The sequence below is a fragment of the Paenibacillus sp. XP01 genome (genome assembly GCF_057364885.1).
In genome coordinates this window covers 1,663,587-1,679,319 of sequence record NZ_CP139481.1, presented here as the reverse complement: position 1 = coordinate 1,679,319, position 15,733 = coordinate 1,663,587, and the positions used below count along the sequence as shown (strand labels likewise).

Sequence of the window (15,733 nt, the reverse complement as noted above, 5' to 3'; positions counted from 1 at the left end):
AAAAAAGCGTTACCCTTTGCTGATCCTCCTAATTCCTTCCTCAATGCATCGTTCCAATGGACGTTCTTGATCGGAAATGGCCCATGCGATATATCCATCCGGACGGATCATGGCGGTGTGTACATTGTTCCAGTCCAGAGCCGGTTCCGCCAACGTCGCGCTAACCCATGTGAAATGCTGATCGGGCAGACGACGAATGATGCCGTCCACGAGATGATCATGAACGAGATTAAGCAATACATATTTGCCTTCCCGGAAAAGTTCGTAACTGCTGAAGACATCGCCGTTTTCCTTACGCAGTTTGATCTCTGCAAGCCTGCGACCATTTAACGGATGTGCAGAAACTGCATCCGGCACTTTATAGCTAACATCCACGGCTGCAATTTGACTCGCTAAACGGTAGTTCGCTTCCGGACTTTCCAATAAATCCGATATCATTCTCCGCAGATGGATCATAGTCGACGAAAAATCGGTACCAAATAGCAGGGTTTGGACACGTGTATTGCTAAGCAATGCTGAATTGACGGGAAAACGCTCTTCATGGTAAGTATCGAGCAGCCCTTCGGGTGCCCATCCTTTCACCTGAGCAGCCAGCTTCCACCCCAAATTCATCGCCTCTTGCAGTCCCACGTTCATACCTTGTCCTCCGGCAGGGAAATGAATATGAGCAGCATCCCCTGCAAGGAAAAGCCTTCCCTCCCTGTAGCGGTCAGCTTGTCGAGTAGCATTGCCAAAGCGGGTCATCCAGTACGGATCTGAAATCCCGTAGTCGTCCCCTAACATACGGAGCATTCCCGAGCGTAATTCTTCCAGTGTGACGGGTGTATCCTTTGGAACGGATGTTCGATCCGGATCGATAAAGACTACGCGGTGCAGTTCCTCAGTCACAGGAACGATCATGATCATCCCGTTCTCGTCAAAGCTGGAAACGCCGCTCGTTGCAGGCGGGCGTTTAAACACAACGTCGCCTTGGACCGCTGTTAGCGTTGCATCCGTTCCGTTAAAGGAAATGTTCGCCTGTTTACGTACAATACTTCCGGCTCCGTCTGCACCCACCACATATGCTGCTGTTAATGTCATTTCGCCTTCCGTTCCAGTGGCCATCACTTCGACATATTCCGAATTCGGTGAGATGGACGTTACTTCCACTCCTCGCCGGATCTCTGCACCCAGCTCTCTGGCTCTGCGCTCCAGTACCTTTTCGGTTTCCGATTGGGCGATAAACAATGAATAATTGGATGAAGAGTCGATGACCGTAAAGTCCAACCGCGTTTCCAAGCCTGCAAAATGCCCGGTCGGCAGCGGTTTACCGATCTTCAACAATTCCGCTTTCAAACCACGCAAGTCCAAAATCTCTAACGTACGAGGATGGATGCTAAGCGCTCTAGAGTATGGGGTGGTATCTTTCAATTTCTCCAAAACACAAACCTTCACATCCGCCAAAGCGAGCTCCCCTGCCAACATCATACCGACAGGTCCCCCGCCGATGATAATAACATCATAATTCATTTTTAGAGTTCTCCTCTCTTAGTTGGAAACCGCTGCAATGGCATCCACTTCAATTAACCATTCCTCAAAGGCAAGCGCCTGAACACCTATAAAGGTACTAGCCGTTTTGGGCCATCCGTCGCCGAATACTTCAAAGCCAGCTTGAAAAATCGACTCAACCAACTCAGGCTTATGGTTTACGACATAAATCCTCATTTGAACAATGCTCTCCGCTTCCGTATCGATGGCCTCCAAAGCTAATTTCAGATTAGCAAAGACTTGCTTGGCCTGAAGCAGATAGTCACCCTTTCCGACCAGCTCGCCTTTTTCGTTTAACGCAACTTGTCCGGAAATAAAAGCTAACGGAGAAGCGGGTGCAATGACGATTTGTGAAATGAGATTGGTCACTGTTTGGGTAAGGGTACTCGGATTGATTTTTTGCATGCGCTTCCTCCTTAGGGATTGTTTTGCTCAAAACAAAAACTATTTATTATTTCATATGAAACAAATTTATGGTAGCATTATAACAAAGTAAATACAACAAAAATTTTATAAATTGTTTTGAGAAGAACAATAATTTCTGACTTTGTTAAGTAGTTCTCTGGCTTTGACTCGGGTTCGTTGAATGAATCAGGACCACCCGTCCAACGGGTGGTTTGCTCTTGGGGTATACCCCCTGTTGCCAAACTGGACGCCTTCGACCAATTCGTCGCCAACTGGAACTCCAATGGCGGAGATCAGATCACGCAAGAAGTGAATGATTGGTTTAAGTCGGTGAATCGGAAGTAAGGTTTGGGATTTGGGAAAAGTAGCATTAAAAACCGAGCCGAAGCGATAATTTACACTTCGGTTCGGTTTTTAATGTAGAGATTGGGGCGCTTCCTCTGACTTGGGTTAGCGTTAGTAGTTTAAATCGTTTCACTCGGTGTGAAACTCCTAACATGGTTTACACTAGATCCTGCTTTGCTTGCTCGGCCACACCGCTAAGTTCGCCCAATACCAACCCTTAATCAGATTCAAATCCTCTCTCCTCCAGCATCGACTGCCCCAGCAAGGAAACTGTGAGCTGAATGCCATCTCTTAGCCCTTGCATGTATAACTTCTCATTTTCTATTCCTTTGCTGACAATGTAACGATTCTCCCACTCAGTATATTCAGGTGTCTGCGCGACTCCCTCGCCTGCAAACAAAGCTTCAAACGCTTCGTCTGTTTCCCCACGTACGCGATTCAGTTTAGGATCATGTTCGATTCGGGCAGAGACCTCATCCAGTCTTGCTTGAATTGCTTGTTGCAACCACGGTGGAAAATCCATTGCTCATCCTCCCATATGCATTATGTACCTCACATATCATCGTGCAACTCGGTTATGTCTCACTTTCATTTCACCCGCTCGGGCCACCAGTTCATCTACCCTTCGACTCTGTTCCTGAACCTCTGGGTTGTCCCACAACGGAATCGCTTGCTCCAAGGATGCCTCTCCAAGCTGATTAAGCTTGCGCCGTTCCTCTTCCAATAAGTCAAGCAACCGGCTCATACATCCACCTCTCTGATGGGTCTAAACTGCATCATGTTCTGTTAATGCTAGACATGAGTAGTCATTTTAATGCGATTATCGGTTTATTTCATTTTAATTCGATATACGCATTAAAACAACCATTATTTCTCATACAATTTGGTTGAAATGAGGGGTGTACATAATGAAGCATAGACAAGACCCACCTGGAGACAAAAATATCATCGGCTCACGGGTCGTAGCTATTCGTAATAGCAAAGGAATCAAACAAAGAGAATTCTTGGCCAGATTGCAAACGCTGGGTTTGGATATCAGTCAGACCAGTCTTTCGCGTCTTGAGGGTCAATATCGTCTCGTTCAGGATTATGAAGTGGTGGTAATTGCGAAAGCTTTGGAGGTTTCTGTGGGGTATTTACTTGGGGAAGAAGCCGAATGAAGCTTATATTACGATAGATCTTCATATTTTTTACAAGACCCCTCGTCCCTTCCTTCCCCACAATTATCTATAAGAATTCTCCACCGTCACGATCATTATATCTCCACGCTACTTTATCAATAGCTATTGCATAATCACAAAAAAGCCGATTGTCCCGGTTCCAGCATCGGCTTTATAAAAGGGAATCTCTATATTCAATAGATTAAAACGGCAATTTATCATCAACTAACGGATCACTATGTGCTTCAGGTTCGATATACTTCTGTTCTAGTATTAACTTATCTATATTGTTATGTAACCAACCCATTCCCTGATTGTTACACTATATGCCTTGTAATTCACCTTGATAATCTTGTTGATCAGAATACTGAATTAATCCTTTATTCTGAAGAGAATCCAAACCTAATGTTACAGCAATAGGGGTAAATCCCGCTTTGGTCATGTCCTGTCTTATAATATATGTGCTTATTGTCTCGTCGGGGCTATCTATATTATGAGTAATTGAAACCAATAGTGTCAATTCATGTGTGACAATCCCTCAGTAAGTGCGATTGAGGATTGTGTAGATATTAGCCCCATCTTTAATTGCTTCTGGTTTATCGCATAAATTCGTTCTTTAATTTGATTCTTTAAGAGTTCAAAGTCTCTTAAGGAAGCTGTACTATAAGTGATTATTTTTCTATGCTGTATATCAAACGGAAATTTTGAATTTCTTTGATCTGAACAAATCAGTATAACTTCTTTCTGACTCGCAATTGCATACCCAAGCTCGAACCACACGTTAGGATTATCTAATGAAATCTCCGCTAATACTACATCAGCGATTTTTAATTCCATTTTGTATATCATCTATGGGTACAGTTACGGTAGGATCTCGGTCTACTCTATAAGGCTCTAAACCAGATTCGGTTATAGATAGAACCAAGATATCTTCATACCTTTTATCAAAATCTCCTCCGTCGAATGGCTGAATCACATAACAGGTTGCCATTCTATCACCTCTTTTTTGTTTTTTCATATTGAGTTACGTATTATTAAAATTACAACCCTCAAAGGTTATCCGCTGAGGTCAGATCAAGAAGTTTATAACACTGCATTATGTGAAAAGTCACTGACTACTTAAATTGCCTGCTAACATTCATCTATAAGGATCAGCAAGGATAAAAATAAATATTAGTAGCACCTTTAGAATCCACCATAAAGTTTTTATTGTTTAAAGCAGCTCTTATCAATTCCTTTTTGTAGGGTATGTGAATTGTTGGAACATTTTCTTTTTGGTTTCGAAAAGCAGGTAAGTTGTCCCATAATTTTATTATTTGTTGTTTAATTGTTTTTGTTTCACAATTAATTATATCGCTTTTTTCTTTATATTCTGGATAAACAACGATTACTGGTAATTTCAGTGTACCCACTCCATAATTTAATTCTTCTTTCAAGGCTCGACTATTTTTTGTTGCTGAACTTAAAAACAAGATAATGTTTTTAGAGTTTCTAAGCCTTTCATGTAAACGTGGTTTGAGAGTTTTTTCCCAATCACTACCATCCCTAACGTTGTAATTTTTATTATGAGAGTCTACAAAAGGGAAGTCATTTTCTTTCGCTTTCCACGCCCTCAACATGTTATAAGATACAAAATCTTTGGTAGCAGCAGCTCCTAGATTACTTTCGCTAAAAGGTTCACTTACATAAAATGCTGAGTAATTTCCATTTCTATATGCCATTACACGATCTCCTTTAGTTTATAAAAATTTATTTTGTCCATTCTTGAATCGTGTATTAAGATTGATACGTAAGAAGGATAAACAAATTTTATTCGACTAATCTTAAATGACCATATTAATAACTCTAGTAATTCTTGGTCTGTTATTGGACCTGCATCTTTCAAACGAGTTATTCCTGATCCAATAAGGGGGATGTTTATTGACTGACCGTTATAAAAACTATCTACTTCATTCCAGAAGTTCAATAAAAAATTAATATAGTCGTTCATATATAGATAAGCTCTATTATCACTATCAAATTTAGAAAATGCCGTAAGGAAATAATCATTATTAGGAAGTATAGTTCCAAGTTTATATTTAGTCTTTTTCCCTATTCTTCTTGCATTATTTTGTTCAATGACCTTCTCTTTTAAAGTAGGATCATTTTTTATTTTCTTATCCAGTTGAGAAATCTCTCGACTCCCCATTTTTTTAACATAGATGCCGTTTAGGGTTGTTTCAGATATGATTACATTATCGACTTGTGTATCAAAATATTCATTAAAAGCTATAACTTTAAAACCGTCCGCTTCAAAGATATCCCCTCTCCTTATTTCTAATTCTGAGTTATTAATATGTAATCGTACTTTCTTCATTAAATTTGCTCTCGCCCAAAGAAAAAAATAAAATGTCAACAAAAATATAATGAAACCTATCAAAGATATCAATTTATACTTATTAGGTATACTAATAAATAGAGAGCCCAACGTGAAAAACACACTTAGGACTGTTAAGAAAGATAGATAGTTCTTTATAAGTGTTTTATCTAATAGAGCGACCTTTACTTTAAACTTCATTTTTACCTGTCACCTCTCAATTTATTTATGTCCCTTCTAAAATGTCGTCCTGTTTGTATGCTAAAAGGTGTAGGATAAATTTATTTAAAAAGGCAATAATAATTCATCACTTAATAATCTCTGTAAAGTTTCTTTGAACAAACTCTCAAGTCCCTTTTCATCAAATAACGGTCTCAATTTTGCAGAATATACATTGTAAATATTTCTCAAATCAATTCTTTCAATTTGTAAATTTTTATCTATTTCCTTAAGTTCAATCTGGAATATATTCCTAATTTCTTCATCAAGATCACTAAAAATGAAATCTCTCTCTATAAAATTCAAATCTTGATCATATACCTTTTCATTATTCAAAACGGTATCAACAAAAATTTCAGATACCTCAAATATCTTATTCTTATCTTTATTATCCAACCAAACTAAATCCGCAAATTGGATACTTTCAACAATTTTCTTAGTATAAAATAAAAGACTTTTCTCATGCTGCATTTTTACAACACTATCATATTCACCTGATTTAGTTAATATTGACTTACCAACCTGATCTATCATTTGATTCATACGTTCTGTTATACTGTGTAATTCTGAAACCTCATTGATAATTCTATTTTTGTCCTTTATATCTATTAGATGGTTGTAAAACATTCCTGCCCACTGACTTTTCAGATAAGATTCTATCTCTTCAAACTTTTCAAAAGTAGAAATAGCTTTTACCTTTACTTCATCAATAAACTCAAAAATATTTATGTCATCAACAAATGCGAAGTTGAAATTTGAGTTAGAGTCGTCTAGAATATGCGAAATCACTTTTTGATTTCTTTTGAACGTCTGATACTCACTGTAAACATTTTTTTCAATAAAGATAAATATTGGAATTTTATGATTAAGTGCTTCTTTAAATTCTTTTCGAGTAACAGAGATATACTTTTTTTCATATTCCCTCACAAATTCCGTATGTTTTTCCTCACTATTAGGTGCCCCGTATCTGCCTCCAATTATCAATATCATCATATGACACAGTTTTACTTCGTTGTAACATGAGATGTCTAACTCTTTGTCATGTTCAAAGAAAACATTTCCACTTTCGAAAAGCACCGGCTCAAAACCATACTGATTAATAAATCTTTCAATGTTACTTCTAATGTACTTTAAATCATAATAAGTAGAACTCACAAAAATTCTTGGTTTCATATATACTCCTTTAGATAAATACATCACTTAATTTTGTTTGATAAGACTATCGCCAAAAATCCTAGTGAAATTTTTCTAATTTAGCCATTAAAAGACCCATCTATTTCAAAATTACTTAATAATATATCTCATGTGTTTAGAACATAAAGAAACCTTCTTTTCCCTAATAACATTACTGTAATACATACTCAAGTAAGTACCAACCACTTTTGAACGTTCTTCTATTCTATTCACGATCCACCCAATGTTGGGTGTCCGGTGTAATGCCGGACCCAGGACGAATGTCCGCAGCCTGAATATAGTGTTAAGCGGAAGTGCGGACAGTATAACTTACACATTTAATTCCAAATTCTTGATGCTTATATATATATCTATTGAATCTAGTATTTTTCTGCCTTTTACTATTTGATTGGGTTTTATAGGCATAATCAATTCATAGATAATGTAGTTATGGCTATGAAATAATATCTCTACTTCATCAAGTGAAAATAATTCTTCGTCCTCAAAAACGTAATCACTAAGATCACTATTGTTTATTCGTTCCAGTAACTTACTGAAAATCTGAAAGAATTCCTCTGTTGCTAGATACCATTCCCCTTTCATTTGATATTTATCAATCAGTTTATGTATAACTCCTTCAAGTCCTATAATTTCTTCTTCATATTCAAACTCTGATGTTATAACAAATATATTACTTATTTCATGTGGACATCCCGTTTGAATATTTTTAATTCTATTGTAGATATTCCTTGTTCGACCAATCTTCACAAATGAATCTTCTTTATATGAACAAATGATTATATAAAGAATAAAAGCATTAGGTTCAAGTAATTCCTTCATAGTAATCCTCCAAGTATTTCGCTTAACGTTCCTGTATTCACGACCCAGAGCATGCTGGGTGTCCGGCGTATGCCGGGCCAAGGACGAATGTCCGCAGCCTGAATATAATGTTAACTGATGTCAAGGACCTCTTGGTTAACTTACAAATCACTACCTATATGTACTTTTGGATTTAATGATATTTATATCTGTTGCCTCGTACCCATAATAGCTTAACATATGGTAAATATCTCCTTCCTGTATATCTGATTTAGGGCCTATTATTATTTCATTAATAATATTTTTCGCATACACTTTAAAAGATAAATCAAAAAACGATACAATTTTATTCCTATAAGCTTTAAATTGCAGGCCATTAGGAAAAAGCGCTGCCATATCGCCACTTAATAATGGTTTATCTTCTACTTCATCATACCAATCTTCCCAGTTTGTATATTTATCTAATTCGTCATCAAAAACTATTCGCCATTCTGCCTCTTCCTTGAAAGCAGGATTTTTATATTTTATTGACTTTTGTATAAAGATCCTTGAAGATATTTCATGAAAAACATCAATTGCGTAAGTCTCTCTAGAGAAAAGTTTTTTTGTATCCCCCTCTGTAATTGCATGCAATACACTTTCTAATATATCTTTTGAATGCTTTCTAATTTTATTAGAGGAACTATTATTATTTTGCTGTGGGTACTCAACTTGTAATAACTTTAGACTTTCTTCTTTATTGATTAATGTTTTTAAAGAGTCAATACTAAATCCAATAGATAAGCCATAACCATCGTCTGCGTAACCTCTCCATTGGCTGAGTTTATCGCCTTCTTCAGAGAAACAAGCTACATAAAATAGTTCTTCACTTCTTTCTAACATTTTTTCTTTAATAGATTTAACAATGAATTCCAAGGATGTGATTTCGTCTAATCCATAAATTAGTTGTCCTCTAAAGAATGAATGTTCTTTATATTGACGAACCATTTCTTCTCCAATGTACTCAAACAACCACTTTGTTTCTTTATAGTCGTTTGATTTAGAAATGTCCGACAATCTTATTGTTTTATTTTTTATAATGTTCAAAAATGTATCATTACTACAGTAGTGATATAATGAATTGCTCATTCAAACTACCTCATTTCGTTCAGTTAACGTTCTTGTATTCAAAACGTCCCAGCGGCTTAAGGATTCCCCTAATCGGGCTGATAGAGCTCGATTGGGTCCGGCTGCGCTTGCGCAGTTAGCCGGTGGGATGTGTCCCCCTGTACCTGCGTCCTCGAAAATTCCCCATGCGGACCGAGGGTCGAATGGCTGAAGCGTGAATATGTTGTTGATGAGGCCACCGACTTCTTAGACACCCTTACATAGTTCCTTTAGTCATGCCTCTTAATCTCTTCAACAAATACTTTTCTAATTCAGAGGTATTCTCCCAAAAAATAGTGTTAAGATCTTTAATATCAAAATGAAGGTAAGTTCCTTTCTTCGCTGTTCTAACAATCTTTTTTTGTTTTGCCATTGCATAACCTAGTTCATAATAAACATTTGGTCTTTCACCCGTTAAATCAGTGATGATAATGTCAGATTTATTTATACACTCTATTATCTTATCGGTAATCTTAAAATCACCGTCGATCAAATCGACTCGTTCAATAATAACCTTTCTGTTCCATTTTTTCACAGCCCTAACTATTGCATTATATGCATCTTGAAGTACTGGATCATTTTGAAAGGACATTATTACAAACAAATAATTATATTGATTTTTTAATTCTACAACTGGCGGTTGATATGCTCTTGGAAAGTATTCAACTTTGTCAAAAGGTAAACTAATTTGAATTACCTTATCACCATCTGGAACAGTAATTTCTTTTCTTTCAAGCATTCCAATACCAAAAAATATATCGTCAGAATTGATCTCGTTTAAATTAATGCCACAGATATGTTCCTCAAGTACATGGTTTTTAAAACCATCTTCTGAATTGAATTTTGAATTGAATGAGATTTCAATTGCTTCTTCATCTTGATCATTAAGTTCTGTCATTACCTCTCGAAATATTGGAATAAGTGAATCGAAATCCCTATTCTCAACCATTCTAGAAATTTCATCACAGAGTTCTTCATTGTTCCGAAAAAAAGTATTAACATCACCGTTCTCAAGCGAATTCTCATCAGTTCTAACTATTTTAAATAAATTGTTTCTTACTATTTTTTCAAAATCATCATAAATATAAACGAATTGTATTAACCAATACTGCCCCCTTATCTCTTCATAAGGTTCATAGAATGAAATATCGAAGTAAGAATTTAAAAAAATGTTCGAAATTTCATTTTTAAATCTTTGTTGGAATTCTTTTAGTTTTTTAGCTTCCATGCTATCCCTCCGTTTAATGTTTTTCGATGGTGTCATCTAGCGTTCCTGTATTCACGACCTCAGCACATGCTGAGGTGTCCGGCGAATGCCGGACCCAGGGCATATGCCCGCAGCGTGAATATTATGTTATAGGATGTCAGCAACTTCATTGAAATACTTTTAAATCTTAGTTTTTAGTGTTTTACTCATCTGTTCTTTTTCCGAACAATTCTTCATATTTTTTTTGTACACTTTTATTATCAGGAAAAAGCAAATTATCAATTAGGACTCTGCCTTTTTGTTGATCTTCTTGTGACCAACTTTGATTCCATTCCTTTTGCGTCTCGGATATACTTCTTCCACCTAATGTCATTCTAATATCTTCATCTGCTTCAATCATCGCCTTCTTACTCTGAATTATTCCTGGTTGCAAACAGCTAACACTATCTATAGCCCTTTGTAAGACAACATTATTTTGATTCTGTTTAATCAACACATATGGATAATCAGCTTCAAATTCTGAATTGAATTTTTCAATTGCACTTGGAAATGTATCTTTATTCCATAAAACAACTAAAAACATAGCAGAAGCAAATCTTATAGTAACAACATGATGAGCACGACGAATTTTCATTTTATCACGAGTAATTGATCTACTACGTTTTCGATTAAATTGAATACCATGGATTAATATTGAAGGAGAATGAAGAACATACAGAGGTTGATAAGAGCTAAGTGGGCTTGTAAGCAACGCTTTATCTTCTCCAAAAGCTGTCATGTCGACGTGAATACCTCCAAATATCGAGACCGGAGGAAACCTATCTTGAATTTCATCTGAGATAATGTATTGAATTTCATCATTAAACCAATCACTTTCAATTCCAGAACTTCGTATCGAATTATAAATTATTTTTAATAACCATCGTTGAAGGAGATGGTAATCATATTCCATATTAATAATTGAATCCTCGTTATACTTCTCCAAAAAATATTGTCGAATCAATCGTACTCCATAAGCGTCTAGTTTACCGAGCAAGTTATTATTACAGTTAGCACATACGTCCTTGATAGATTGTCCTTGGTTGTCTTTATACATTCTACTTTGGGTAGTTGTAGTATTAAAAGTCACATCTTGATCTGGATACATTTCTATTAGACCTGAAGGAATAATATGTTCTTTTGTAAAGCTTGGAGCTTGATTACCACAGTAAGCACACTCTTTCATAAAGTTAAACTCTCCTTTAATTTTATTGACTACCTTCTGTTTTGCGGATTTCCTATAACATCTAATCTATGTACTTCGTAAATACAACACTTTTCGCCGATTATCTGAACTACGTATATGATAACCTATGCGGTGATTTTTGCGAAGAAAATTTTGGTGAAAAAGGGAGATATATTCGATACGCATTCCTTCATGTCCCTGCGATCCAATGGACTTTGAATACATCGAGTATTTGTAATGTCAAATGTCAAAACAAAAAGGAAGGCCTACTTCATCCCATAGGGAGTCAAGCGACCTTCCGATGCCTGTTTAATGATACGGTAGCCCCCCTCACTGTAGCAGGTTTTAGCTATACACCTGTTACAACAAGGGGGACAAATTTACCTTTGCTCAGCTTAGAAGCTATGAGCTATTTCATGGTTAACCCAGCAATTGATCTATCGTTGGATTCTCTCTCAACATGCGCATGATCACCGTTAACGCTTCCGCCCTCGTGAGGTTGGCGTCCGGTTCAAACCGATTCTGGCTCTTGCCCTCGAGTAATCCCGCCTTTGCAGCCGCTTCAATGATCTCCTTCGCCCAATGCTTGGGTGCTACATCAACGAATGCTGCGGCATCGCCAGATTGAATGTTCTGAAAAATCAGGATTTTCGAAATCATAGCAACCATCTCGGCTCGTGTAATCCTCTGATCAGCGTGGAACGTTCCGTCAGAGTACCCGTTGATAACTCCATTGGAAGCAAGAATTTCTATAGATTCTCGCGCCCAGGAGGTCTGAATATCCCGTAACTCAATCGTTCCGCTTCCTGAACGTAGGGCAAATGCTTTAACAAGAAGTGTGCTGAACTCTGCTCTCGTAATAGAAGCATCCGGTCTGAATCTGCCGTCTGGGTAGCCATTGATTATTCCTATCTTGGCAGCGGATAAAATATCTTTGGAAGCCCAATGGGACGCCACATCCTGGAACGTTACAGCGTTACCAGCCAATGCATCTTGTATAAAAGCTACGAGCCGATCGGTATCAACAAGAGTGTGAAAATGCTTGGTCTCCTGAGCAGGAGGCGTTGAAGGGTCCGATTTAGTCGGAGTGCTCGTATCGATTGAAGTGCTTGTATTGGTTGTTGAACTGCTCGTAGAGGATTCTGGCCACGAAACTGGCGTGCCGGCTACTGTTACGTTTATATCTACCGATTGGGTTCCATAGACAGCACTGACGACGGTACTACCTGTCGCCTTACCAGTAACTCTCCCACTGATAACATTAGCGATTGCGGGATTCTGAACGGTCCAGGTTACCGATGAGGTCACATCCATATGCGACTGATCTGAAAAAATAGCTGTAATCGCCACCGATGCCGTCTGCCCGGTCAGTACGCTTAACGTATTCGGAGTAGCCCTTAAGCTGCTTAATGCCTGCAAGGTAACGCTCTTCGTTGCGATGCTGCTAACTTTGGTACCATCGCTTACGGTGAAGCTGATCGTGCGCGTCGCCGTATTGGGAGAGACGGATGTATTATTGTAAGTAACTGCTTGCAAAGCGTTCTGCCACTGCGCCAACGTTGCGGTTCCACCTGCGGACGTCAGCGTCAGCATGCCCATGAGAGCATCATAAGTTGCCGTAATATTTCCCATGGTCTTCCCGTCATTGATGTAAGCCAACACATCTTTTCCCGTGTCGAAGTGGCTCGTGATGCTAACCGTTGCGCTGGCCAAGGTCTCATTGTCAAGATCAGAAACCGTCAGACCGCCGTCAACAGCGACCGGAGTCGAAGCTGTACTATTCCCTGAAATGTAATTGGTCGAACCACCACTCGTGGTCACAATTGGTGTCTGGTCCGTAGCCGTCACCATCATAGTTCGTGTCGCTGTATTGCTCACATTGACGCCGTCCGTCACCGTGAAGCTAACCGTACGTGGCGCCGTATTTGGCGTGATCGCCGTATCTGTATAAGTAATTGATCTCAAAGCGGCTTGCCACTGCGCCAACGTTGCGGTTCCGCCCGCGGATGTCAACGTCAGCACACCAGTAGATGCATCATAACTGGCTGTTATATTCCCCATGGTCCGCTCGTCATTGATGAAACTCAGTACATCTTCTCCAGCATGAAAATTACCTGTGATCGCCACTGTTGCGCTTGCAAGCGTAGTGCTGCTATCTGCGCTTACCGTTATGCCGGAGTCGATAACGACCGGAGTGGAAGGCGCATTATCCCCAGCCACGAATGAAGCCGAACCGCTGCTTGTAGTCAGGTTAGGAACCATAATCACCGTTACTTCTACTGCATGTGTAGCAGCAGCGCTGGTCTTTATTCCGTCGCTTACAGCGTAGCTAATAATGCGCTGCCCTGGCGTGGCGCTCGTGCTTGAGAACGAAATTCCCCTCAACGCACTCTGCCACTGCGCCAACATCGCAGTTGCGCCTGATGATGTCAGCGTCAGAACGCCAGTAGATGCATTATAAGTCGCCGTAATATTTCCCATGGTCGCCCCATCATTGATGTAAGCCAGTACATCTTTTCCCGCGTCGAAGTGGCTCGTGATGCTAACCGTTGCGCTGCTCAAGGTTGCATTGTCCAGGTCTGATATCGTCAGATCGTTGTCCATAGCCACCGGAGTCGAAGCTCCAGAAATGTAATTGGTCGAACCACCACTCGTGGTCACGATCGGTGCCTGGTCCGTAGCCGTCACCGTCACCGTTCGCGTAACCGCACTGCTTGTATTGACGCCGTCCGTCACCGTGAAGCTAACCGTACGTGTCGCCGTATTTGGCGTGATCGCTGTATCTGTATAAGTAATTGATCTCAAAGCGGCTTGCCACTGCTCCAACGTTGCGGTTCCGCCTGCGGATGTCAGCGTTAGCACACCAGTAGATGCATTATAACTGGCCGTAATGTTCCCCATGGTCAGCTCGTCATTGATGAAACTCAGTACATCCTCTCCAGCATGAAGATTGCCTGTAATCGCCACTGTTGCGCTTGAAAGCGTAATACTGCTATCTGCGGTTAACATTATGCCGGAGTCGATAACGACCGGAGTTGAGGGCGCATTATCCCCAGCCACGAATGAAGCCGAACCGCTGCTTGTAGTCAGACTCAGAGGCGCGATCACTGTTACTTCCATAGTATGTGTAGCAGCAGCGCTGGTCTTTGTTCCGTCGCTTACAGCGTAGCTAATAATGCGCTGCCCTGGCGTAGCGCTCGTGCTTGAGAACGAAATTCCCCTCAACGCACTCTGCCACTGCGCCAACGTTGCGGTTGCGCCTGATGATATCAGTGTCAGCACACCAGTAGATAGATTATAACTCGCCGTAATATTTCCCATGGTCGCCCCATCATTGATGTAAGCCAGTACATCTTTTCCCACGTCGAAGTGGCTCGTGATGCTAACCGTTGCGCTGCTCAAGGTTGCATTGTCCAGGTCTGATACCGTCAGACCACCGTCAATAGCGACCGAAGTCGAAGTTCCAGAGATGTAATTGGTCGAACCACCACTCGTGGTCACCATTGGTGTCTGGTCCGTAGCCGTCACCGTCACCGTTCGCGTAGCCGCACTGCTTGTATTAACGCCGTCCGTCACCGTGAAGCTAACCGTACGTGTCGCCGTATTTGGCGTGATCGCCGTATTTGTATAAGTTATTGATCTCAAAGCGGCTTGCCACTGCTCCAACGTTGCAGTTCCGCCCGATGATGTCAACGTCAGCATGCCAGTAGATGCATCATAACTGGCCGTAATGTTCCCCTTGGTCAGCCCGTCATTGATGAAAATCAGTACATCTTCTCTAGCATAAAAATTGCCTGTAATCGCCACTGTTGCGCTTGCAAGGGTAGTGCTGCTATCTGCAGTTATGGTTACGCCAGAGTCGATAGCAACCGGAGTGGAGGGCGCATTATCTCCAGCCACGAATGAAGCCGAACCTCCAGTTATAGTTAACACAGGACCCGTAGCTGCGAAGGTGGTCGGCGTAATATAATTACCGAGTCCCGTCTGGAAGGTTAATGCAATGGTAAGCAGGACCATCAATTTACGTATTACGTTCTTCATTGACTATTTCCCCTGTCATTTAAATTTAATCCTGAATGTGCAACCATTGCTGTAAGGTAAGCAGCAGACTATATTTAGTCAATGTGTTCTCATATTCGATGGATACTATA

Annotated in this window: 15 protein-coding genes; 1 reads left to right on the top strand and 14 read right to left on the bottom strand. The window is 39.9% G+C overall.

Annotated features, from left to right (window positions below):
- Window positions 1–9: 9 nt before the first annotated feature.
- The 4 genes from SNR34_RS07640 to SNR34_RS07625 form a co-directional block, all read right to left on the bottom strand.
- On the bottom strand, window positions 10–1,509 hold the full coding sequence (locus SNR34_RS07640; RefSeq protein ID WP_486181581.1) for a monooxygenase: 1,500 nt from the start codon (window positions 1,507–1,509) through the stop codon (window positions 10–12).
- Window positions 1,510–1,527: 18 nt separating this feature from the next.
- Window positions 1,528–1,932, bottom strand: a complete 405-nt coding sequence (locus SNR34_RS07635; RefSeq protein ID WP_486181580.1) for a RidA family protein — start codon at window positions 1,930–1,932, stop codon at window positions 1,528–1,530.
- A gap of 562 nt (window positions 1,933–2,494) precedes the next feature.
- Complete coding sequence (locus SNR34_RS07630) at window positions 2,495–2,800, bottom strand: hypothetical protein (protein WP_486181579.1); 306 nt, start codon at window positions 2,798–2,800, stop codon at window positions 2,495–2,497.
- A gap of 36 nt (window positions 2,801–2,836) precedes the next feature.
- Window positions 2,837–3,022, bottom strand: a complete 186-nt coding sequence (locus tag SNR34_RS07625) for an aspartyl-phosphate phosphatase Spo0E family protein (RefSeq protein WP_486181578.1) — start codon at window positions 3,020–3,022, stop codon at window positions 2,837–2,839.
- A 163-nt stretch (window positions 3,023–3,185) separates the two neighbouring features.
- On the opposite strand from SNR34_RS07625, the gene SNR34_RS07620 reads away from it, so the two are divergent.
- On the top strand, window positions 3,186–3,437 hold the full coding sequence (locus tag SNR34_RS07620) for a helix-turn-helix domain-containing protein (protein WP_486181577.1): 252 nt from the start codon (window positions 3,186–3,188) through the stop codon (window positions 3,435–3,437).
- A 516-nt stretch (window positions 3,438–3,953) separates the two neighbouring features.
- On the opposite strand, the gene SNR34_RS07615 is transcribed toward SNR34_RS07620, so the two are convergent.
- From SNR34_RS07615 to SNR34_RS07570, 10 genes are all read right to left on the bottom strand, one after another.
- A complete protein-coding gene (locus SNR34_RS07615; protein WP_486181576.1) occupies window positions 3,954–4,274 on the bottom strand; it encodes a hypothetical protein in 321 nt (106 codons plus the stop codon).
- The gene (locus tag SNR34_RS07610; protein ID WP_486181575.1) at window positions 4,255–4,455 is read right to left on the bottom strand and encodes a hypothetical protein; all 201 of its coding nucleotides are present in this window, start codon (window positions 4,453–4,455) and stop codon (window positions 4,255–4,257) included. Before SNR34_RS07610 ends, SNR34_RS07615 begins: the two co-directional genes overlap by 20 nt.
- A gap of 133 nt (window positions 4,456–4,588) precedes the next feature.
- Entirely contained in the window at window positions 4,589–5,158 is a 570-nt protein-coding gene (locus SNR34_RS07605) for a TIR domain-containing protein (protein WP_486181574.1), read from the bottom strand.
- Window positions 5,158–5,793, bottom strand: a complete 636-nt coding sequence (locus SNR34_RS07600; protein WP_486181573.1) for a macro domain-containing protein — start codon at window positions 5,791–5,793, stop codon at window positions 5,158–5,160. The genes SNR34_RS07605 and SNR34_RS07600 overlap by 1 nt, the downstream gene beginning before the upstream one ends.
- 285 nt (window positions 5,794–6,078) lie before the next feature.
- Window positions 6,079–7,185: a DUF4062 domain-containing protein gene (locus SNR34_RS07595; RefSeq protein ID WP_486181572.1), complete on the bottom strand. Its 1,107-nt coding sequence runs from the start codon at window positions 7,183–7,185 to the stop codon at window positions 6,079–6,081.
- Window positions 7,186–7,515: 330 nt separating this feature from the next.
- Window positions 7,516–8,025 (bottom strand): GIY-YIG nuclease family protein, encoded by a 510-nt coding sequence (locus tag SNR34_RS07590; RefSeq protein ID WP_486181571.1) that lies wholly within the window; start codon window positions 8,023–8,025, stop codon window positions 7,516–7,518.
- A 150-nt stretch (window positions 8,026–8,175) separates the two neighbouring features.
- Window positions 8,176–9,132: a DUF2971 domain-containing protein gene (locus tag SNR34_RS07585; protein ID WP_486181570.1), complete on the bottom strand. Its 957-nt coding sequence runs from the start codon at window positions 9,130–9,132 to the stop codon at window positions 8,176–8,178.
- Between the two features lie 235 nt (window positions 9,133–9,367).
- Window positions 9,368–10,414 carry a hypothetical protein gene (locus SNR34_RS07580; RefSeq protein ID WP_486181569.1) on the bottom strand — a complete coding sequence of 349 codons (1,047 nt, stop codon included), beginning with the start codon at window positions 10,412–10,414 and terminating at the stop codon, window positions 9,368–9,370.
- 145 nt (window positions 10,415–10,559) lie between these two features.
- The gene (locus SNR34_RS07575) at window positions 10,560–11,582 is read right to left on the bottom strand and encodes a hypothetical protein (RefSeq protein ID WP_486181568.1); all 1,023 of its coding nucleotides are present in this window, start codon (window positions 11,580–11,582) and stop codon (window positions 10,560–10,562) included.
- Window positions 11,583–12,002: 420 nt separating this feature from the next.
- A complete protein-coding gene (locus SNR34_RS07570) occupies window positions 12,003–15,623 on the bottom strand; it encodes an S-layer homology domain-containing protein (protein WP_486181567.1) in 3,621 nt (1,206 codons plus the stop codon).
- Window positions 15,624–15,733: the final 110 nt, after the last annotated feature.